The following is a 19,468-nucleotide window of genomic DNA, read 5'->3' as shown; positions in this document are numbered from 1 at the left end:
ATATTCTATTTTAACGTCCATAAATCAATTTTTCTTGACTTTCCTTGTGAAAAAGACGAAGGCAGATACTTTTAAATTACATAAAGTATCCGTCCTTTTGTAACAGTTACGTTTTAATATACTGTTTATATTAAATTGTGATTTTTTAGACATCTTCCCGTAAAAGAGGTTTGTAAGCTCATAATTTGCTCCGGCGTTCCCGCTCCAATAATCTGTCCTCCCGAAGTACCTCCCTCCGGCCCAAAATCTATAATCCAGTCCGAAGATTGAATAAAGTCCATATTGTGTTCAATCACAATCACCGAATGTCCTTGATCTACCATGCGGTTCAAAAGAAAAATTAACTTCTGAACGTCCTGCGGGTGCAGACCCGTAGTCGGTTCATCCAATAAATAGAGTGTGTGACCCGTAGAGGCTTTGCCTAATTCTTTCGCCAGCTTAATTCTTTGTGCTTCTCCTCCTGATAACGTTGACGCTGGCTGACCTAATGTTAAATAGCCTAATCCTACTTGCTTTAATACTGAAAGGCGGTCTGCCACCTGATTACAATCTGAAAACAAGGAATGGGCTTCATTAATGCCCATATCCAATACATCAGAAATAGAGTGTCCTCTATATTTCACATCCAGCACATGTTGCTGGAACCTTTGTCCGTGACACACAGGGCAAATCACCTGAATATCCGGCATGAAGTGCATAGGAACATTTATTACACCAGCACCCTCACATTTTTCACATCTTCCGCCAGCAACATTAAAAGAGAAATCCTTTGCTTTTATACCATTTTGTTTTGCTTTAGGCAGTCCGGCAAACAAAGTTCGTATAAGCGAAAAGATGTCTGCATAGGTTGCTGCGTTGGAACGGCTAGAACGCCCAATGGGCGCTTGGTCGATTACTAAAACCTCTTTAAAATCATTTAACCCTGTAATGCCTTCACAATCTGAAAGATTTTGAAAATCACTTTCTACATACTGATACAAGACGTCAAATAATAGCGTTGATTTTCCCGAACCAGAAACACCCGTCAATGCAACAAGCTTCCCTAAAGGGATTTCTACATCGACATTCTTTAGATTATATTTAGAAGCATTCATAATACGAATGGACTTTCCGTTCCCGCTTCTGAGATTACAAGGAGTTTTTAAAGTTGAAGTGAACAAATATTTGCCCGTTACAGATTCGGGAATATTCCTAATTTGCTCCGGGGTGCCTGCCGCTATGACATTGCCGCCGTTTTTACCGGCTTCCGGCCCCATATCTATGACATAGTCAGCCGCTTCAATAAATTCCGGATCATGTTCCACAACAAGGATCGTATTTCCCATATTTCTTAGCTTTTTAAGGATACCAATTAACTTTGCATTATCTCTGGCATGAAGCCCCGTTGTAGGTTCATCCAACACATAAAGTACCCCTGTCAATCCCGTACCCAATAAGGAAGCCAACCGAAGGCGCTGCGTTTCTCCGGCAGAAAGGGTAATTGCTGTGCGATTCAGGCTTAAATAGCCAACTCCGTATAAAAGCAGCATTTTTTGAACATCATCGTATTTTTGTATGGGCATATCTATGCTAAACTCAAATCCGTAATGCTTACCGGCACTCACCATAGATTGACCATATCGAAGGAAAAATCCCTTTTTGTTAATATCGGTATTGCTTGCTTACAATGAGGGCAGTTTATTCCTGTATCGTGTATATCTGTATCCATATAAATACTATTTTGTGAAATTATCTTTTCGCAATTTGGACATGGATGTTCCCCAATATTTGAAAACAAGACCCGTAAAAATGACAGTATGTCCGTGACTGTTCCAACTGTTGAACGAGGATTCATATTTCCGTTATGCTGGTCAATGCTGATTGATGGAGATAGCCCCTCGATCTTCTCCACCTTTGCTTTAGGGAGCAAGTCTGTTGACATCCCCAGTGATTCCATATATAACCTTTGGCATTCTCTTTGCAGTGTATCAAAGGCCAACGTGGATTTTCCCGAACCGGATAGGCCCGTCAGTACAACGAGTTTGTTTTTGGGAATTTCAAGAGAAACATTTTTCAAATTGTTTTCTCTTGCGCCTTTTATGATAATTGTATCATTCATCTTTCATTCTCCTTTTCGTAAAATGCCAATATAAATCATACCAAAACTGCAAAAGTTGTTCTTGACCATCCTTGTGATTTTATAAAGAAACAGCCAGAGTATATAGCCCTGACTGTTTTTGTTATTCATATCAGGAAGTGTGACATATAGAATAAGGAGCTAATTAATCATGCAACAATTCTCTGACAGGTCGTGCTTCAATGTATCCGCGATAGCCCTGCGGTTCCATTTGAAAACGTGGAGCGTCGTTGTCTGCCCATTCATAGCCGTACAACGTAGTATCATATTTGTCTATAACTTCGGATATGTTTCCAATTGCCATTTCATAATCTTCATCATTAAAGGGCTCTCCCTGAAACATCATCATCTGACATGCAGGCAGAGTGATTATTTCAAATCCATCTGGAACAATGCCGCAATAATCAGTCGGGACTTCAACCCCCTGAACATAGCTTGATGTGCCCTCTGGTCGTAGATTTTCCGGTAGCCACATACCGGTTGGTTCATACAAGGCTTCTTTTATACTGCACAGTAATCCCCAAACGTCACATCCTGTTTCTTCCACATACTGATAATATTCGGTGGCTGTTTTCGCTCTTTTAAAAATCAGCTTCCTCTCCGGAAAGTTTCTAACTTGTACAAAGAAATTATTCGACACTGAATTTTCCTCCATTTTTTTAAATTCTTGATTTGCTATATAGTGATCTCGAATAGGATAGGCAGTAAAAAGATAAATAGGTGGTGTATCATTTTTATACTTTTGGGGCGTAATTCCAAATTGCTTACGAAAGGCTCGTGTAAATCCCTCATGTGTATCAAACACAAAATCCATAGCCACATCAATCACTTTTTTATTGTTATCTCGAAGCTCCAGCGCCGCCTGTGAAAGACGCAACAGTCTGACATATTCAAATGGACTTTTCCCAACGTATTCTTTAAATATCTTTGCTGAATGCCAAGGGGAATATCCCGCACAACGTGCTAATTGATACAATGTAATGGATTCAGTCAAATGCAATTTAATATAATCCTGCATACGCTGAACTGAATTAATTTTTTCCCAATTCTCCATCTGCTTCACCCCCTCAAATATATTATAAATATTCTCTTATAATAAAGCTTGACCATTTTTGTCAAGAATGCTATCGCAATAATGAATAAGCGTTATTGTGTGAATTTTAATGAATTATAAAATGTAAGTATAACGCATTCCAAATCATTCCGCAATAGTATTATGAATTATACAATGTAATAAGGTGATGTGATATGCAAAGAACAAAAGAATGCACCAACTTTTCTAGCCTTGGCGGCGATATAAAAGCTGCTCGTCAAGCTATGAACATATCCCGTCGAGAGCTAGCCGAAAAAGTGAGTATTGACCCTCGTTACCTTGCGAATATTGAGAACAGCGGAAACAAGCTGCCCAGCGTCAGCAAGCGCCGTCCTCCTTGGTCTGTCCCTGTCCTTTGATGGTCAGGATACCGTCTAAGGTAGTGGCCGTGATATTTAGCCGCTGGTCAACGGCAATTTCATTTTCACGGTTTCGTCCACTATTTCGCTGCACACCACAAGAACATGTGAACGGCGCAGCAGGTCACGGGCCATGTCGATAGCGTCCTTGTGTTCCTTAGGGATTGCATCGTCAATGAACAAGGGTAAGAACAGGAGCGGATCGTCCGTCACAAAGGGTCTGTACTGCTTATACAAAAGACAGTTCCCGCATCTTTATGAGATAGTCAAGGGCGGTCTTTCCTCCAAAGCCCCGGTTGCACCAATGCCATTTGCCTTTGCTGATAACAAGGCTGTTGTGGCTGACGGTACGGTATTCATGGGGACTGGATTTCTTTAATTCATGGGGTTCATAGGCTTACAAGTAGGAAAGCAAATCCCACTGTTTGGCCTGTTCTATTTGCTCGGCTGTTACTCCGGGCATGGGGTACACCTCCTTTTGGGTACAAAAAAAGGACGGTCATTTCTGATCGTCCGTAGTCTTAAAGCCATTTAGTTATTCCTTTACCAGCAAGGTAAGTCCATTTGCCAGCTGGTAAGAGGGGGTGCAGGGGGAGAAAATAGGTACGGTAAGCCCCTGCGTTTGGGCAGACTTCTCCCTATGATGAAAGTATGGTCTTGCTAATTGCGGTCGCTCTGTTCGGCCATGTAATCCTGTATGATGTCGTCATAATCCAGCAGGAATGAAAAAAGGAAGTAGCTTCTTGCTTCCGTATGCCCTGCAAGAAGTTCCACGTCCTCCGGGAACGGCAGGCCCAGCACACCGTAAAGCAGCCGCAGCACTTCCATCATTTCAGCCTCACGGCCATTATCAAACAAACCGCTTAATACGCTGAAAATACGGTCTGTGGTTTCGGTTTCTCCGTTTGTCACCGTCCACAGCATTTCCATGAACGGCTGGGTAATGGCCCCGGCAATCAGGTTGATTTTATCCTTGCCGATTTCACCGGAGGGGAGTAAAATTCCCTTGTCAATAAGCGTGTTTTGCATTGTGACCTCCTTGTTTTTGATGACGTTTGTGGTGCCCAATTGGTGCCCGACCGTACAAAAACATGTTTTAAGGAGATATGGCACAAATACAGGAGATATGAAAGCCTGAATTTTTTTAAGATACAGGCTTTTTACTATAATAAAATTCAAATTTAGTGGGGATGATGTTTATGTAACTATAGTTTATGCAGTTGTAAAATAATAATTATTATATTTGCTCGTTCTTATATTCAAATTATTGAGTGCTTTATTTTCACAGTTTCTAATAATTTATTATACTTATTAAGAACGGAGTCAAGTTCTTGGCTTACTGCTACTATTTCTGGATCTATTAAATCAGATTTTTCTTGAATTAATTTACACATTATTTCTCTCATTTCGTCAATCTTAATTATTAGCTTCCCAGTTTCTTTATAAATTTCTTCGTACTTTAACATACAACTCTCCCCCCTAGAATTAAAATGTATAAAATTATGACGAACCCCCTACTGACTTCAATGCAACTTTCATGACTTGTTACACCGAACAAACGTTTCATATAATCAATTATATAAGAACATTTGTTTGCAGTCAATACCATAATTTAGCTTTATAAAAAAAGCTGGCATGAAACCAGCTCAAGTTATTTTATGTGTTTCTAATTGAGAATATACAAATTCATTTATATACTGCCACTTATTATTGTTTAAATCTATGAATTGCATAGCAGTTTGATAACTCTTACTTATGTCATCATAATTAGTTCTTACTACAGAACACAATATATATATTTGTTCTTTTATAAATAAGGAGATCAATGCATATTTAGACATAATCTTATCTTCATAGGTTATAATTCTTATTCCATTTGCACTTAAATCTACAGTAAAAGTTTTTCTTAATTTTCTAAAATAAGCTCTAGGTATGTCTTCAAATTTTTCATTTTTTCCTCCATTACTAAAATAAATCATTATTAGTTTAAAACATAATATTTATATATTCCTTTGAAAAACTCATATTCACATAAAAACCTAAAACTACCTTTCTATAACCTTCTCGCCATATTCTCAATACATATTTTAACACATTACCTGTGTTTTAAAAACTAAAAAAATGCTACAACTAAGTACCACATTCAATATTGAAAATCATGTTATTAAAATCTTAATTTTAAAGATTTTAATTTTTATTTATGATTTACTAGGTTTCAGTACATATTGAAAATATAGTAAATAATTGGAATATATTATGACAAATAATCATATGATTTATTGATTACCTGTGTAAAAATTTTTTAGGAGGTCAAAGTATGACTGTTAACAACAATCCTATCAAGACAAACTCTGAATTAAAATTAACTGCACGAAATCAACTAAAGGGACAGTGGGGCATTACTATACTGCTATGCGTAGTCTATGTGATTATAACTAGTCTATCGAACACTATAAAATATGTTGGTCCAATTATAAGTATAATACTTACAGGTCCATTTACTTTAGGAATTATTTCATGTTTTATAAAATTAGTTAGAAAAGAAGTATTTAAATTTGAAAATCTATTTGATGGTTTTAAAAATTTCACCTCATCATTTATATTGCAAATCCTCATAACACTTTTCGTCTTCCTCTGGTCCTTGCTTCTTGTAGTACCCGGCATAATTGCTGGATATAGATATTCAATGGCATTCTATATACTTTATGACAATCCTAAAATAGGAGCAATGGCAGCTTTAAATTTAAGTAAAGAGATTATGGCAGGAAACAAGTGGAGATTATTCTGTTTACATTTCAGTTTTATTGGATGGGCTTTATTATCTATACTTACTCTAGGTATCGGTTTTTTATGGTTAATTCCATATATTAATACATCAGTAGCCAATTTCTATGAAAGTATAAAAAGCTCTATATCAAGTTCTTTTGAATTATAAAGTAAACAGGATATTTTTAAATTAGAAAAGGAGAGGCTTTCATTGCCTCTCCTACATTTCTTTTTAATCTTTCTTAAATTCTTACCTTCCACCATAAGTTAACACTAAAATAACTAACGCTGTTATTATCGTCATAATGTTCACCTTCACTTTACATAATTTATATACTTTACATAATTTATATACTTTACAATATATTCTTTATATAAATTATTGTGTTCTATTTTTCTTACTTTATTTGTTTAATAGCTTCACCAAGTCTTTATAATTAAAACTAACCCTTGAAAATTCAAGAGTTAGAGGTTATTTATGATTCTTTATTTAAAAATATTTAGTAGTTTGCTGATAATCGCAATAATGTGTGCAACTTAAATATTAGAGCTGTTTTCACGGTTTTAAATAAAAAGTTACTTATTGTATTTAAATTAAGTTGCATTATTTTTATGTTGCAACATAACTAAAGCCTGCATCAATTTAGATACAGGCTCTTTTGTTGCTATAATAAAATTCAAATGTAAATTAGGAGGCGAAATACAATTCACTGCAATTATAGTTTATACATTTATATAATTACTATACTATAAGTTAATAAAAACTATTTAAAAGTATGATTATATTATAATAATGTAGTTATAATCTTAATTACATATGTTCTGCCTTTAAACTGTCTGGACTTCTCTCTCTTGGCAAATCACCTCACCTGCCCTAACTGGTCTATCATTTGTTTTGCGAATGAAAAAAGAGCCCATATGAGCTCTAAATGTTATTTATATCTTATTGTTCTTAGTGCTATTTTCTATTCCTATCTGCACTATTTTTCTTCATTTGTTCTAAGACATCAGAAAATAAAATATCTTGCTCATTATCTTTTCTTCTACGTTTATTTTCATGTTTATAGCTTAGTTCTCTATACGTATTATATTGATTAGATTTAGCAATTGAATTTATTCGCATTTTATCACTCCCTTAATATAAATACGAACTCTATATTCCTCTTTATGGTATATTAGGTAAAAAAACATCTTATTGTCAATCAACGTAAATCATTTAATACATCTATACTCTTTTCACTTATTTCCTCTAATAGCTCCTTTATGTCTTACATAACTATTATGCTTCATCATATTTTGAAAATCAGAAAAGGAGAGGCTTTTTTACCTCTCGCTTCTTTTTATTCATATTTTTTAATTTTAAGTAACAATTTATATATTTATTCATAATATATAATTATAGTAAATTTTATGGAGGTATTTCGTGAATACTATAGACAACAACAATGACAATAATAAAGACATACTGGAAAATTACTATCAGCCTAGAAATATAAATCCCCTTATTTGTCCTATACATTATTGTTCTCTATACAACTATTCAATGCCCATGAGGAATGAATACGCTACTCCATATGAATACGAAAATCCATACGAATATGAAGATTTCGATTATGAAGATTCCGATTATGAAGATTTTGATCCAGAATACAGACAAAGACGTCGTAGAAGACGTCGTAGAAGACGTAGATATCCATATTATCCTCGTCCTTATTATTATCCAAGACCATACTACCCACCATACTACCCACCATACTACCCATACGGTAGATATGGATATGAAGATGAATGGGAAGAGGATTAGAAAAAGCCTCTGCACACCAGTTATTCTGGTGTGCTTTTTTACTTCTCTTAATAACTGCGCATTTAAAACATAAATAGCACCTGGAGTTAACCAAGTGCTTATTACTGTGCCACACAGTATGTAATCCTGCTGGCAAAATATAAATTCTCACGCTATCATTTTACTACTTTTAAAATACTATTAAAATACCATCTTTTTACCACGTTTATACTATGTCCAATTTCAATCCATCTATTCCGAAAAGAAGTACTCCTAATTCATTTATCATTTCATTTATCCATCTTCTAGGAGTATTTACACCGCAATTAAGAGTTTCTGCTATTTCTTCATAAGTCATTAAGATTTTTTATCTAAAAAGTTCATAATATTCACACCAGTTATAGCCTCTACTGTTTCAGGAAGTTGAGACATAATATCACTGACATAACCAGTGACTTTCGAAGCTCCTTTTCCCTCTCCTGATCCACTATCAACAATAACAATCTTTTCAGTTTTAGATAGAGGTATTGAACTTTTACCCACATGCTGTGCAGGTGCATTATACTTATTTCCATTAACAATATATGCTATAACTCCAAATCCATCTTCTAAAATTGGAGATATGACTATTGCTTTCATTCCTATAAGTGCATCTTGTGAAACTGCACTGGTATTCTGAGCTTTATATAGAGGAATCAATATAAGCCTATATAATATAAAAGAAACTATAATCCCTGTGGCAAATGCTATTATAAATGTAAATATGGCATTTAATCTGCTGCTAGTCCCAATAATCCCAATACCACCAAATACAGTAATGAATGAAACTATGGTTATTGGTTTTAATGGAAATATAGTATGAGTATCTATATGGCTATCAAAATGAACAAAATCAAACAAGCTTCCGATTAAAAATGTTATTACTGTATAGATAACTCCTACCCAAAATATAATTGTATATACTTGTTCCATGAAATCCCTCCCTTCTTATTATAATCAAACATTCTTAATCCGTTATCTTTTGTAATACTAAATTTAATAGGTTATTTAATAACTTATTAAATGATATCACTTATTATACCACATAATGTAATTTAATCAAGCTATGTATATATAAGCATGGTCAATATACCTGTAAAAATTAGCAAAAAAACTCAATTAACCTACTGTATCTAGATAATACTTGATTAATTGAGTTCGTATTTAATAAATTTCTTTCTTTTTTATTTTATGTTCATATAACCTTAGAGCGGTTAAAACTGCTCCTATAGTACATATAATACCTGCAGTAATATATACATATTTCATACCATATACAAATACATCTTCCCTTCCCTGAACATAGTTAACCACATGATACCCTATTTTATAACTCATACGATTATATAATAACGTCGTTGATAATGAAACTCCAACAACCATTCCTAGATTTCTAACTAAAGCGTTAACACTTCCTGCAATCCCTAATTTATTTTTTGGCACCGTTGACATAACTAAAGAATTGTTTGGAGATTGAAATAGTCCATTTCCTATAGACATCATTGCCATAAAAAATGCTAATGTCCATAGTGTAGAATATTCACTTAAGGTAGACATGAAAAAAAGTCCAGTACTAGTAAATACTAACCCTAAGAATGTAAGAAACTCTGATCCTATTTTATCAGATAAATATCCGCTTATAGGTGCAACCACAGATAAAATTAGCGGATATACCATCATAACTAAACCAGAGGTTTCTGGTGGTAACTTTAATACATGCTGAAGATAAAAAGGTTGAATAATACTTGAACAACTAATAGCAATAAAAGAAGTAAATGCACAAAAAATACTAAGAGAAAATAATTTATTTTTAAAAATATCTAGCTGTAGAAGAGGCGTATCTATATTTTCTTCTACTATAATAAATGCTACTATAGATAAAATAGAAATAACAAATCCAAAAATAATTAAGGGATTACTATAACCTACACCTTGTCCTCTGCTTAACGAACTAAACAACAACACAATGGCTATAATAAATAGTATTGACCCTCTTATATCTAATTTTTCATTTACCCTATTACTAGCCTTAGGAAGAGTTTTCATTCCTAATATAAATGCAAATATCCCTATTGGCACATTAATCAGAAAAATATATTCCCAGCTCATTATAGATACCATGAATCCACCTAGAGCCGGCCCTACCATTGTTCCCAATGCAACAGACATTGCCGAAACCCCTAGTGCTCTTCCCCTTTCATTATCTGGGAAAACGTGGGTTATGATACCTTGATTTGTTGCCATACAGGCTGAAGCTCCAACGGCCTGTATTATTCTAGATATCACTAGAAACACTAAGTGTTTCGATAACCCGCACATTAAAGATCCTATAACAAATAACACAAGTCCAAATTTAAATATTGTAGTTTTTCCTTTTGTGTCTCCTAACCTTCCAAACATAAGTATTGTTGATGAAATAATTATTAAATAACTGGTTACTACCCATTCTATTGAGGCCATGCTTACTGCTAATTCCAAGGCTATTACAGGCAAAGCTACATTTACGATACTACTATCTAATGTTGCCATGAATGTCATAGTTAACACAGTAAGCAATATGCTCCATCTTTTGTTATATACCATAATATCCATGTTTTCCATATTATTTTATCTCCTAATTTTAGTTAATATTTAAAATAGTTATCATCATTTTATGGTGCTATGTTAGTAAAGTGAAATTTCATTTATATGAGGTTTTGCCCCAGCTGAGTGTTACTTGAACTAATCCAGTGCTTAACAGGCGTAACTCATGGCTTGTAGAAGCGGGAATATTACGGCTGGTAGCCAATGAATAAAATAATTTATATTGTATACATATTTATAATAACAAATACGTATACAATATAACCTTCCATCACTAGTTATGCCTAATATAATAGAACATTATTAAAAATCTATATTAACTGTTTTGAATTTTCCCAAAGTTCTACATAACCCTTTAAAGTCTCATGAAGAACTTCACCAATTTTTGAGTAGGATTCGTCATTAAGATTTGCTAAGGAAATTCTTATAGACCATTCAGGTCCATAAAAACCACCACCGCTTAACAGTACAATAGAAGATTTCTCTGCTAAACTGAAAAGAATATCAATAGGTTCATATTTTTTTTGCAAGTACTCTGCAAATTCTTTACCATAATAGTGATAAGCCCATTCTAGTAGATCAAATTCTGTATAATAAGAAGCATCATATGGATCTTTTCTTAAATCTAATCCAAGACTGTTAAACAAAAGCCTCTGTCGTCGTCTGCAAATATCCTTTGTTAGCTGTTTATACTTATCCTCTTTATCAATTAAAGCAAAAGCTGAAAAAAAGGCCATCTGTACCTGCTGTGGGGTTGATAATCCTGCTGTGTGATTCAGCGCAACCTGTCGACTGTCTGCTACAATTCTATCAATAAACGGGATATCTTCCGGATTGGTAGAAAGTGCTCCATATCGTTGTACTAGTTCTTCTTTTTTATCTTTTGGAAGCTCTTTAAGTAATTTATCAAACACATTCTTCTCATGAAGTGCTATTGTTCCTAAACGCCACCCTGTTACACCAAAATACTTTGAAAAGGAATAAACTCCTATTGTGTTAAAAGGTAAATCAGCTACTATGGATCGAAACCCATCAACAAAGGTTCCATATACATCGTCTGATATAATCATTAAGTTTGGATTTTGCTCTTTTACCATGTTAACCAAATATGAAACTGATTCTGGTTTCATAGCTACAGAAGGTGGATTACTAGGGTTAACTACAAATAGAGCCTTAATATTTGTATCACTTAGTTTCTCTAATTCCTCCCTAGGATATTGCCAAGTATGTGTTCCATCTGAAGTTACTTCAGTGGCTCTAATTTTAACTACTTCAAAATTATATCTAGGCAAAAGAGGAATTTCCAGATAGGGTGTAAAAATTGGAGTCATAAGTGCAATTTTATCACCTCTGTAAAGCAATTCATTAGCAATTAAAGTATCAAATATATAGCACATAGCTGCAGTGGCTCCTTCTACTGCAAACAGATTGAACTTGCCTACAGGAGGTTTATTATAGCACATTTCTTGAACAAGATAATCATGAACAACCTTTTCTATATGAACTAGCATTCTGTCTGGTACTGGATAGTTATCTCCAATGATTCCATCTGCTAATTCATAAACCCAAGCATCACCATTAAAGTTTTTAACATTTACACCGTAATCTATTATTTTACTGAGAAGCTCTATCCCTGGCTCATTTTGATGTTTTTCTAGATAACTAATAAGACGGCTTGCAATACCCTCTTTTTGAGGCATTCCAGCCAAGTCCCGTTCATTCCATACTCTACGAGTTTCTTCAACAGCAAACTGACCAAAGGCAAAAAAGGCTTCTCTTGGAGTTGCTGCTGTCCAGTTAGGATTACCTCTTCCTGCATCTAATAAAGTACGTGCACTTTTTTCTTTTTGTCCTTCTGCTAAACTAATCAACTTGTTTTTCAGCTCAAAGGGGCTAATTTTACCATAAATATGCTCTACCTCTTTACGTTGAACATTACAGGTACTCATGTCTATACCACTCCTCCTTTAACCAATAGTTAATACATCATCGAACTACTATAAGTACTTAAAATTTAAAGCTGCGTTTTAAAGTAAATTTTTATTTAATAAATCAGTTCTTATGCTTAATAAGGGTAAATTATAAATTATGAAGTTATGTTATCCCTTTTTCTTGAAAAGTATTCTAATGTTACTTTACAGTAATTTTTTTTAACTTTAAACATATACTTTATTAAAAAACTATATGTTTAAAATGAGGGATTATTATGGATAGCAATGAATTCTATACATTTAATGAGTACATGAAGAAAGATGACAGTCTCCTTACTGCATCTATGGAAGACTACCTTGAGATGATATATAGATTATCTAAGAATACTGGATTTACAAGAGTCAACGAGTTATCAGATGCTCTTAATGTTCAACCACCTTCTGTTACTAGAATGATACAAAAGCTGGCTGAACTTAAACTTTTAAGATATGAAAAATACGGTGTTATAATGCTTAAAGAAGACGGGAAAAAAGCTGCAGAGAAATTAATAAATCGTCATAATATTATTGCTCAATTACTTGATATTCTTGGTGTTTCTAAGAATAAAATTTTAGAAGAAACTGAGAAAGTAGAACATACCATAAGCAATGAAACCGTAAAGTGCTTCCAATGTTATATAAGTTTCATAAAAAGCAACCCAGATATAAAAACTAAATTTAAAGATTTTATGAAGTCTAATAACCCAGATTAATTCAACTAGGATTTAGATAGTTTCAAAAGCTTGCCTAAATGAAACTGAACCTTAACTCTTTTTCTCAAAGGCATTAAAATTACAAAATTATCCATTGAAATATACAATTTTATGCACTAAAATTGTGTTAAAGCTGAAAATATTAAAATACAAAAGTAACGGGTAAGAGGATAGTGAACTTTATGAAATTACTCATTGTTAAAACAGGCAGCACTTTTAAATCAATACACAAAAAATATGGAGATTTTGAAGATTTTATTATAAATCAATTGAATATACCCCATGATAACGTGGTTACGTGTGCTGTATACAAAGAAAACTTTATACCTAATATAGAAAACTTTTCTGGTGTTATAATAACTGGCTCTCATTCAATGGTAACAGATAAGGAAGATTGGAGTACTTACACTATTAAGTGGCTAAGAGATTCTTCTACTAAACATGTTCCCATACTTGGTATATGTTATGGACACCAGTTAATTGCCGAGGCTTTCGGAGGGGTGGTAGATTATCACCCTAAGGGAAGTGAAGTTGGTACTGTAGATGTGACTCTTACGGAGGAAGGAGAAAAAGATTTACTTCTTAGAGTATTACCTAAAACCTTCCCTGCGCATGTAGCTCATTCACAAACTGCATTGAAGACTCCTTTAAATGCTAGCATATTAGCTTATAATAGCTTTGAGCCTCATCATGCTTTTTGCATTAATAAATGTATATGGGGAGTACAATTTCACCCAGAATTTAATGCAGACGTATCACGAATATACATAGATTATCAGAAAATTGACTTAATAAAAAACGGATATGATTTTGATAAACTTTATGAATCAGTTAAAGAACATGATTATGGAAAACTGCTTTTAAAAAGATTTTTAGACATCTGCACTTCAAAAGTTTATAACTAAATTATAATCTAATATAAAATATTTTTTATTATATAAATTAGGAGTAGCCTTATGGGAAAAATAATTGAATTTAAGAAATTTAGCAAAAAAGTTAATAGAGATAACCTCAATATAAAAGATACTAACTTAGATATGTTTTCAGAAAATGATTTATTATATGAAAAGAGAGAATTAAATATTAACCTAAAGGAAATAGATTTACTTCTTAAATGTGTTCATAAACAAATTCAAATTAATAATAAACTTATTAATTCAGAAAATCATTATAATTATGAAAAAATAATTTATCTAAAAGATTTTAACGATAAGTTACATGACATTATGTATTTTCTAACAAATAGTGTTTATAAGGATCCTATTGTAATCAAACTTAACTTTTTTCAGTTGAAATATTTATTAGGTACACTACAGTTGGAATTAGAAATACTTGGAGAATCTAACACAAATACAGATAATACCACTCAGTTAGAGAATTTTAATATAATTAAGAATGTATATGATAGACTATATCCTATTTATGATTGTTTGCAAAGGGATATGTTATAATTTAAAGCTCGTAAGGGTTTAATATAGGTATTACATTTATAACAGGTACTTCATAAGGATGAACCATCTTAATTGTATCTACTGCTTTTTTTATAATTTCTCTACTACAACAAAATTCAACTTTATATTCTTCCTCTTTGCATAATTCTCCCACCTCTCCTATAAAAGGATCAGCTCCCTTTAAAGGTCTCCAAAAGCCTATAACTTTAGAAACAGACATACAATTGTCATAGTTTCCACCTATAGTAAGTGCTCCTATATCATTTAATCTTCTTCTTAATTCTTCTAAGTATTTTTCTGGTATAAAAGTTTCTATTTTTAAAAATTTAATTTCCATTTTATATCTCCATTATAATATTTGTATACAATATATATTATCACACGGGATAATAATCCTATAGACTTAAAACTAAAAATTCCAAGTTTTACACATAAACATAGGAGTATTAGAGCGGGTAGTCATGGAATAAATAGATATACTATACTTATAATTAAATATCAGAAATTTACGTATTATATGTGTTAAATATTTCTTGATAACAACAAGACACCCTTGTTAAATATTAAACAAGAGCGCCTTACCTTAATAAATAAAATCTTATAAGTTATATTTTTTTGAAGTTTTTAGCAACACTAATATTAATTATTTCTGATTGGAAAGCCTTTAATAAGGCTTTTTCTAAAACTTTTTCTTTGTCAAAGTTCTCTATATCATTACACTCTGCAAAAACTTTATTTACGTCTCCATAGAAATTTTTATATGTGAGAGTAACGTTAGGTTTATCATACTCAACATTTAGTATTTTTAATCCCCAAGAAATTTGAGCATAATCCTCTTTTACTTCTAATTTTGTTAATTCCTTTAATTTTTTCTCATCCTCTGAAGGATTTTGTATTATTATTAACTCATCTCCAACTTTATATTTAGACATGTTATTCATCTCCCCTATCTTATTTTATTAACATTAAGAACTAGGTATAAAATTATTTTATTACTTTAATTATAAGAAATTATTTATGATAACACAAACCCCTTGATATATTTTTATCAATGTTTATTATCTACATGGTAAGCATATCTACGTTTATTTAAATCTTTCTCTTACAACTAGTTTTTTATACAATTTTTGTAATATCTAATTAAACTAGTATATACTATTAGATCCAGTCTATAGATAACCATACCTGAAATTCAACTTATACCACCGTATATATTGCCATGTTTAGTCATGTTAAATATTTTTAATTAGTCTAAAGCTCAAATTTTCGTTAAGACTAATTAAAAAATATTTAAATGAAAGTATTATACTAAAATCAGCAAAACAAGTAACTCTTACTATTGTAAAAACTACTTAAAATGTGCTAGACTTTTTTAATAACCCTAACAGAAGAAAATCAAAATAAGGACCTTAAGAGGTGTATTTATGTTGAAACTAATTCCTATAAATATAAAAAATAGTAAATCAAAGTCCCCTATGAGGCCAAAAGTAAATATTAATAATAAAATTAAACCCCATTTCTATGTAATTAATTTTGCTTCGGATGAAGAAAGTATATGCAAGATGGAAATGAAATCTCTTTTTAACAAAGTTCCGAATAAAAAATACTTTTTTTCTTATCATCAAATTGACCCAACAAGAAGTCCTTTTATAAAGCAGTGTATATCTATAATTTACACTGGAAATGCCTTAGAAGATATAATTTGTCAAATTAAAGCTGATAGATTATCTTATGAAGATTTTAAGGTTTGTTATATGAACTATGGTAATGAGAATGTTGGTTACGAGGAAAGACGTAAAATTGAATATTTAATTGGACAAAATATAAATGGTGAAGCTGAATTACATTCCCCTAAATTATTGCTAGGTATAACGAAGGTTCATAAAAAATGGATATTTGGAGAATATAGAGCTAATAATGCAGCATGGCAACAACACCAAAGAAAGCCCTATGATTATAGTAATGCCCTTGGAGTTAGAGTTGCCCGAGCAATTGTAAATATTGCTGTATCCAATGATTTAAAATGTAGTGCAATAGATCCCTGTTGTGGTATTGGCACAATTCTTATAGAAGCTCTATCGCTTGGCATCAATATTGAAGGCTATGAAATAAATTCGATGATTGGTGAAAATGCAAAGAAAAATCTTAAATATTTTGATTACAAAGATGTAGTTATTATTGATGATATGAATAACATAAATAAAAAATTTGATGTTTCCATTATAGATATGCCTTATGGGTTATTTTCCCCAACTACACTTGAACAACAATTAAGTATTATAAAGAAAGCTCGTGAAATCTCCAATAAAATGGTGATCATAACCTTTGAAAATATGGATAAGCATATTATAGCATCAGGTTTTAACATTGTTGATAGATGTGATGTTTCTAAGGGCAAATTCAAAAGATATATAACTATATGTACTTAATAAAATTTAAAGAGGTTGTATTAAATATATATTTAATACAACCTCTTTAAATAACTTTATACTTTAAATCTTCCTATTTGGGCTGATATTCTTTGAGCAATATCATTTGCTTTTTGTGCCGCATTAGACACTTCTTCTGATGAGCAATTCAATTGCTGTGCTGATGCAGATATTTCCTCTGAAGTTGCTGATGTTTCTTCTGCCACAGATGAAGCTGTCTCTACTCTGCCTACTATTTCATCTTTGCTATTAGCTATGTTTTTAGTAATATGTTTTACTATTAAGCTAGAGAACTTTTTAATTTTGATTTGTATACAAACTCATGTAAAGCATACGCTACTCCATGTAAATCATTAGATTTTGATATATACTTGCATACTTTTTTAATATCTTCATTGGCATTACCCATAGCAACACTTACTGCAGCCTTATTAAACATTGATATATCATTATAGTTATCACCTATAGCTGCAGTATCACTTAAAGAAATATTTAAGTATTTTGCTAGATATTCTAGAGAGTTACCCTTTGAAGCACTAACATTCATTATTTCAAAATTAAATCTAGCTGATGAAACTACTGATAAGCTTTCATCCTTACTAAAAAACTCAGTTCCTTTAACTCTCTTGTTTTTATCAAAAGAATTTATTGTTATTTTACAATATTCTTCATCCCTGTGCATTATATCATCTATGTCTTTTATAAGTTCAATTCCTTTCTGTGAAAGTATCAGATCTATTGTATAATGGAGCAACTCTTCACTTAAAGAATCATTGTTCATTTTTGTCTTATTAAAATCATTCCTCAATATATTTTTCATATTGAATGGTACAAATGTAGTTTTATCTGTAGCTATATCATAATAATATTCATTGTCACTCAACCATTTTAATATATCTTTGATTTTTTCTTTTTCTAATGTTATAGCTTTTAATTTTTCCCCATGTTTAGAGTACACAAAAGAACCATTATTTGATATGATATGAGCATCCACACCAATTTTTTTACATATTGCGTTAGCATCTGCATAGGTTCTCCCTGTAGCAATAACTACTTCATCTCCTTTTTCTCTAGCTAATTTCAAAGCACTAACGTTTTCATTACTTACTTCATGTCTTGAATTTAATAAAGTTCCATCTAAATCTGTAGCAATAAGTTTCATTATACATTTCCTCCTATCATTCAGCAATTATTAAGCCTATATTGTTTTTATCTAACAACTCCATAAAGCTTTTTTCCGGTTGTTTATCAGTTATTATAAAGTCAATTTCTGAAAGATCACATACTTTAAAAACTGCAGTTTTATTAAATTTTGTATGATCAGCCAATATTATAACCTCTCTTGATTGTTCTATCATTTTCTTTGTTACAGCAGCATCTTCATCATCAGCTACTGTAATACCATTTTCCGATATTCCCAGTACACCTATAAAGGCTCTATCAGCAAAATAGTTGGAAAGCATTTTAATAGTAGCTGCTCCATATAAAAACCTATGGGTGCTGTTCAACCTTCCTCCTGGCATTATAATATTAATACTAGTTTTTTTTGAAATTATATCTGCAACATTAATTGACGTAGTTATTACAGTACATTGTTTATTTTCTATTAATTCTGCACAAGCTTGAACCGTAGTTGAAGTATCAAAAATTACGGTATCTCTTTCTTTTACCAATGAAGCTCCTAATTTTGCTATTTTATGCTTCTCCTCTATATCATATAGAAGTCTTTCTGAATAGCTTTTAATTTGTTCATTTATTTTTGGCAGTATAGCTCCCCCGTGAGTTCTTAAAATAGAGCCTTGTCTTTCTAAATTTACCAAGTCTCTACGAGCAGTATCTCTCGAAACATTATAGAGATTACATATTTCCTCTACACTTATTCTTTTATTTTCATTTAAATGTTCTAAAATAAGTTGCATTCTTTCTTCCTGATACAATAATATTCACCTCTATTTTGTCATTGGTTTTATAACTATATTATAATTGTTTATAAGTAAAATATCAACTATTTATAAGTTTTAATATTTTTTTATAAGTATTTATCAGTATTTATCAGTGATTTAAGGTTATCTTTCAATTTTTGAATTGGTATAGGGTTTCTAACTAAAAACTTAACTTATACAAGGAAACTTCTAGCATAAGCTAGTGAACGAATTTTATCAGAAC

23 protein-coding genes and 2 pseudogenes are annotated in these 19,468 nt (G+C 32.0%); 8 read left to right on the top strand and 17 right to left on the bottom strand.

Annotation, left to right across the window (positions count from 1 at the left end):
- Positions 1–125 precede the first annotated feature (125 nt).
- The 3 genes from HGI79_RS13540 to HGI79_RS13535 form a co-directional block, all read right to left on the bottom strand.
- Positions 126–1,607 carry an ATP-binding cassette domain-containing protein gene (locus HGI79_RS13540; RefSeq protein WP_207725784.1) on the bottom strand — a complete coding sequence of 494 codons (1,482 nt, stop codon included), beginning with the start codon at positions 1,605–1,607 and terminating at the stop codon, positions 126–128.
- Complete coding sequence (locus HGI79_RS22490) at positions 1,601–2,098, bottom strand: ATP-binding cassette domain-containing protein (RefSeq protein ID WP_207725782.1); 498 nt, start codon at positions 2,096–2,098, stop codon at positions 1,601–1,603. The genes HGI79_RS13540 and HGI79_RS22490 overlap by 7 nt, the downstream gene beginning before the upstream one ends.
- Before the next feature lie 163 nt (positions 2,099–2,261).
- The gene (locus tag HGI79_RS13535) at positions 2,262–3,170 is read right to left on the bottom strand and encodes a helix-turn-helix transcriptional regulator (protein WP_185651226.1); all 909 of its coding nucleotides are present in this window, start codon (positions 3,168–3,170) and stop codon (positions 2,262–2,264) included.
- A gap of 194 nt (positions 3,171–3,364) precedes the next feature.
- Between HGI79_RS13535 and HGI79_RS13530 the strand changes: the two genes are divergently transcribed.
- On the top strand, positions 3,365–3,568 hold the full coding sequence (locus HGI79_RS13530) for a helix-turn-helix transcriptional regulator (protein WP_185651225.1): 204 nt from the start codon (positions 3,365–3,367) through the stop codon (positions 3,566–3,568).
- Here HGI79_RS13530 and HGI79_RS22840 read toward each other — a convergent pair.
- Positions 3,528–3,769, bottom strand: a pseudogene (locus HGI79_RS22840) (hypothetical protein); the annotation flags it as partial. The gene HGI79_RS13530 and the pseudogene HGI79_RS22840 overlap by 41 nt on opposite strands.
- Between HGI79_RS22840 and HGI79_RS13525 the strand changes: the two are divergent.
- Positions 3,744–3,947 (top strand): hypothetical protein, encoded by a 204-nt coding sequence (locus HGI79_RS13525; protein ID WP_185651224.1) that lies wholly within the window; start codon positions 3,744–3,746, stop codon positions 3,945–3,947. The pseudogene HGI79_RS22840 and the gene HGI79_RS13525 overlap by 26 nt on opposite strands.
- Before the next feature lie 281 nt (positions 3,948–4,228).
- On the opposite strand, the gene HGI79_RS13520 is transcribed toward HGI79_RS13525, so the two are convergent.
- From HGI79_RS13520 to HGI79_RS13510, 3 genes are all read right to left on the bottom strand, one after another.
- Positions 4,229–4,597, bottom strand: a complete 369-nt coding sequence (locus tag HGI79_RS13520) for a hypothetical protein (RefSeq protein WP_185651223.1) — start codon at positions 4,595–4,597, stop codon at positions 4,229–4,231.
- 230 nt (positions 4,598–4,827) lie between these two features.
- Positions 4,828–5,034 (bottom strand): aspartyl-phosphate phosphatase Spo0E family protein, encoded by a 207-nt coding sequence (locus HGI79_RS13515; RefSeq protein ID WP_185651222.1) that lies wholly within the window; start codon positions 5,032–5,034, stop codon positions 4,828–4,830.
- A gap of 180 nt (positions 5,035–5,214) precedes the next feature.
- Entirely contained in the window at positions 5,215–5,547 is a 333-nt protein-coding gene (locus tag HGI79_RS13510; RefSeq protein ID WP_185651221.1) for a PilZ domain-containing protein, read from the bottom strand.
- A gap of 338 nt (positions 5,548–5,885) precedes the next feature.
- Here HGI79_RS13510 and HGI79_RS13505 point away from each other — a divergent pair, with 338 nt between their 5' ends.
- Positions 5,886–6,503: a DUF975 family protein gene (locus HGI79_RS13505; RefSeq protein WP_185651220.1), complete on the top strand. Its 618-nt coding sequence runs from the start codon at positions 5,886–5,888 to the stop codon at positions 6,501–6,503.
- A gap of 789 nt (positions 6,504–7,292) precedes the next feature.
- Here HGI79_RS13505 and HGI79_RS13500 read toward each other — a convergent pair.
- On the bottom strand, positions 7,293–7,457 hold the full coding sequence (locus tag HGI79_RS13500) for a hypothetical protein (protein WP_185651219.1): 165 nt from the start codon (positions 7,455–7,457) through the stop codon (positions 7,293–7,295).
- 426 nt (positions 7,458–7,883) lie between these two features.
- On the opposite strand from HGI79_RS13500, the gene HGI79_RS13495 reads away from it, so the two are divergent.
- A complete protein-coding gene (locus HGI79_RS13495) occupies positions 7,884–8,138 on the top strand; it encodes a hypothetical protein (RefSeq protein ID WP_185651218.1) in 255 nt (84 codons plus the stop codon).
- Between the two features lie 205 nt (positions 8,139–8,343).
- Here HGI79_RS13495 and HGI79_RS22835 read toward each other — a convergent pair whose 3' ends face one another.
- From HGI79_RS22835 to aspD, 4 genes and pseudogenes are all read right to left on the bottom strand, one after another.
- A complete protein-coding gene (locus tag HGI79_RS22835; protein ID WP_241428215.1) occupies positions 8,344–8,475 on the bottom strand; it encodes a helix-turn-helix domain-containing protein in 132 nt (43 codons plus the stop codon).
- A pseudogene (locus HGI79_RS13490) lies at positions 8,475–8,642 on the bottom strand (flotillin family protein); the annotation flags it as partial. The pseudogene HGI79_RS13490 and the gene HGI79_RS22835, both read right to left, overlap by 1 nt.
- A gap of 678 nt (positions 8,643–9,320) precedes the next feature.
- Positions 9,321–10,757, bottom strand: a complete 1,437-nt coding sequence (locus HGI79_RS13480) for an MFS transporter (RefSeq protein WP_185651217.1) — start codon at positions 10,755–10,757, stop codon at positions 9,321–9,323.
- Positions 10,758–11,050: 293 nt separating this feature from the next.
- On the bottom strand, positions 11,051–12,688 hold the full coding sequence (gene aspD, locus HGI79_RS13475; RefSeq protein WP_185651216.1) for an aspartate 4-decarboxylase: 1,638 nt from the start codon (positions 12,686–12,688) through the stop codon (positions 11,051–11,053).
- Positions 12,689–12,945: 257 nt separating this feature from the next.
- Between aspD and HGI79_RS13470 the strand changes: the two genes are divergently transcribed.
- The 3 genes from HGI79_RS13470 to HGI79_RS13460 all read left to right on the top strand — a co-directional run bounded on the left by HGI79_RS13470 (position 12,946) and on the right by HGI79_RS13460 (position 14,873).
- Positions 12,946–13,422: a metal-dependent transcriptional regulator gene (locus tag HGI79_RS13470; protein ID WP_185651215.1), complete on the top strand. Its 477-nt coding sequence runs from the start codon at positions 12,946–12,948 to the stop codon at positions 13,420–13,422.
- Positions 13,423–13,604: 182 nt separating this feature from the next.
- On the top strand, positions 13,605–14,327 hold the full coding sequence (locus tag HGI79_RS13465; protein ID WP_185651214.1) for a glutamine amidotransferase: 723 nt from the start codon (positions 13,605–13,607) through the stop codon (positions 14,325–14,327).
- A 51-nt stretch (positions 14,328–14,378) separates the two neighbouring features.
- Positions 14,379–14,873, top strand: coding sequence for a hypothetical protein (locus tag HGI79_RS13460; protein ID WP_185651213.1), 495 nt, complete (start codon positions 14,379–14,381; stop codon positions 14,871–14,873).
- A gap of 1 nt (position 14,874) precedes the next feature.
- On the opposite strand, the gene cutA is transcribed toward HGI79_RS13460, so the two are convergent.
- Together cutA and HGI79_RS13450 are read right to left on the bottom strand one after the other, a co-directional pair.
- Positions 14,875–15,210, bottom strand: a complete 336-nt coding sequence (cutA, locus tag HGI79_RS13455) for a divalent cation tolerance protein CutA (RefSeq protein ID WP_185651212.1) — start codon at positions 15,208–15,210, stop codon at positions 14,875–14,877.
- 268 nt (positions 15,211–15,478) lie between these two features.
- Positions 15,479–15,805 carry a hypothetical protein gene (locus HGI79_RS13450; protein ID WP_185651211.1) on the bottom strand — a complete coding sequence of 109 codons (327 nt, stop codon included), beginning with the start codon at positions 15,803–15,805 and terminating at the stop codon, positions 15,479–15,481.
- Positions 15,806–16,297: 492 nt separating this feature from the next.
- Here HGI79_RS13450 and HGI79_RS13445 point away from each other — a divergent pair, with 492 nt between their 5' ends.
- Positions 16,298–17,302, top strand: coding sequence for a TRM11 family methyltransferase (locus HGI79_RS13445; RefSeq protein ID WP_185651210.1), 1,005 nt, complete (start codon positions 16,298–16,300; stop codon positions 17,300–17,302).
- 56 nt (positions 17,303–17,358) lie between these two features.
- Here HGI79_RS13445 and HGI79_RS13440 read toward each other — a convergent pair whose 3' ends face one another.
- The 3 genes from HGI79_RS13440 to HGI79_RS13430 all read right to left on the bottom strand — a co-directional run bounded on the left by HGI79_RS13440 (position 17,359) and on the right by HGI79_RS13430 (position 19,239).
- Positions 17,359–17,508 (bottom strand): hypothetical protein, encoded by a 150-nt coding sequence (locus tag HGI79_RS13440; protein ID WP_185651209.1) that lies wholly within the window; start codon positions 17,506–17,508, stop codon positions 17,359–17,361.
- A gap of 74 nt (positions 17,509–17,582) precedes the next feature.
- Positions 17,583–18,464 carry a Cof-type HAD-IIB family hydrolase gene (locus HGI79_RS13435; RefSeq protein WP_185651208.1) on the bottom strand — a complete coding sequence of 294 codons (882 nt, stop codon included), beginning with the start codon at positions 18,462–18,464 and terminating at the stop codon, positions 17,583–17,585.
- A 16-nt stretch (positions 18,465–18,480) separates the two neighbouring features.
- Positions 18,481–19,239 (bottom strand): DeoR/GlpR family DNA-binding transcription regulator, encoded by a 759-nt coding sequence (locus tag HGI79_RS13430; RefSeq protein WP_185651207.1) that lies wholly within the window; start codon positions 19,237–19,239, stop codon positions 18,481–18,483.
- Between the last annotated feature and the right edge of the window lie 229 nt (positions 19,240–19,468).

It is taken from the genome of Clostridium sp. DJ247, assembly GCF_014231265.1.
This window is presented reverse-complemented; position numbering and strand designations above follow the sequence as displayed.

Coding starts and splice junctions, on each gene's coding strand:
- HGI79_RS13470 (WP_185651215.1), top strand. CDS start 12,946: ATGGATAGCAATGAATTCTATACATTTAATGAGTACATGAAGAAAGAT.
- HGI79_RS13530 (WP_185651225.1), top strand. CDS start 3,365: ATGCAAAGAACAAAAGAATGCACCAACTTTTCTAGCCTTGGCGGCGAT.
- HGI79_RS13435 (WP_185651208.1), bottom strand. CDS start 18,464: ATGAAACTTATTGCTACAGATTTAGATGGAACTTTATTAAATTCAAGA.
- HGI79_RS13500 (WP_185651219.1), bottom strand. CDS start 7,457: ATGCGAATAAATTCAATTGCTAAATCTAATCAATATAATACGTATAGA.
- HGI79_RS13460 (WP_185651213.1), top strand. CDS start 14,379: ATGGGAAAAATAATTGAATTTAAGAAATTTAGCAAAAAAGTTAATAGA.
- HGI79_RS13495 (WP_185651218.1), top strand. CDS start 7,884: ATGAGGAATGAATACGCTACTCCATATGAATACGAAAATCCATACGAA.
- HGI79_RS13520 (WP_185651223.1), bottom strand. CDS start 4,597: ATGCAAAACACGCTTATTGACAAGGGAATTTTACTCCCCTCCGGTGAA.
- HGI79_RS13515 (WP_185651222.1), bottom strand. CDS start 5,034: ATGTTAAAGTACGAAGAAATTTATAAAGAAACTGGGAAGCTAATAATT.
- HGI79_RS13535 (WP_185651226.1), bottom strand. CDS start 3,170: ATGGAGAATTGGGAAAAAATTAATTCAGTTCAGCGTATGCAGGATTAT.
- HGI79_RS13450 (WP_185651211.1), bottom strand. CDS start 15,805: ATGTCTAAATATAAAGTTGGAGATGAGTTAATAATAATACAAAATCCT.
- HGI79_RS13510 (WP_185651221.1), bottom strand. CDS start 5,547: ATGATTTATTTTAGTAATGGAGGAAAAAATGAAAAATTTGAAGACATA.
- HGI79_RS22835 (WP_241428215.1), bottom strand. CDS start 8,475: ATGACTTATGAAGAAATAGCAGAAACTCTTAATTGCGGTGTAAATACT.
- HGI79_RS13505 (WP_185651220.1), top strand. CDS start 5,886: ATGACTGTTAACAACAATCCTATCAAGACAAACTCTGAATTAAAATTA.
- HGI79_RS13540 (WP_207725784.1), bottom strand. CDS start 1,607: ATGGTGAGTGCCGGTAAGCATTACGGATTTGAGTTTAGCATAGATATG.
- HGI79_RS13465 (WP_185651214.1), top strand. CDS start 13,605: ATGAAATTACTCATTGTTAAAACAGGCAGCACTTTTAAATCAATACAC.
- cutA (WP_185651212.1), bottom strand. CDS start 15,210: ATGGAAATTAAATTTTTAAAAATAGAAACTTTTATACCAGAAAAATAC.
- HGI79_RS13445 (WP_185651210.1), top strand. CDS start 16,298: ATGTTGAAACTAATTCCTATAAATATAAAAAATAGTAAATCAAAGTCC.
- HGI79_RS13525 (WP_185651224.1), top strand. CDS start 3,744: ATGAACAAGGGTAAGAACAGGAGCGGATCGTCCGTCACAAAGGGTCTG.
- HGI79_RS22490 (WP_207725782.1), bottom strand. CDS start 2,098: ATGAATGATACAATTATCATAAAAGGCGCAAGAGAAAACAATTTGAAA.
- aspD (WP_185651216.1), bottom strand. CDS start 12,688: ATGAGTACCTGTAATGTTCAACGTAAAGAGGTAGAGCATATTTATGGT.
- HGI79_RS13480 (WP_185651217.1), bottom strand. CDS start 10,757: ATGGAAAACATGGATATTATGGTATATAACAAAAGATGGAGCATATTG.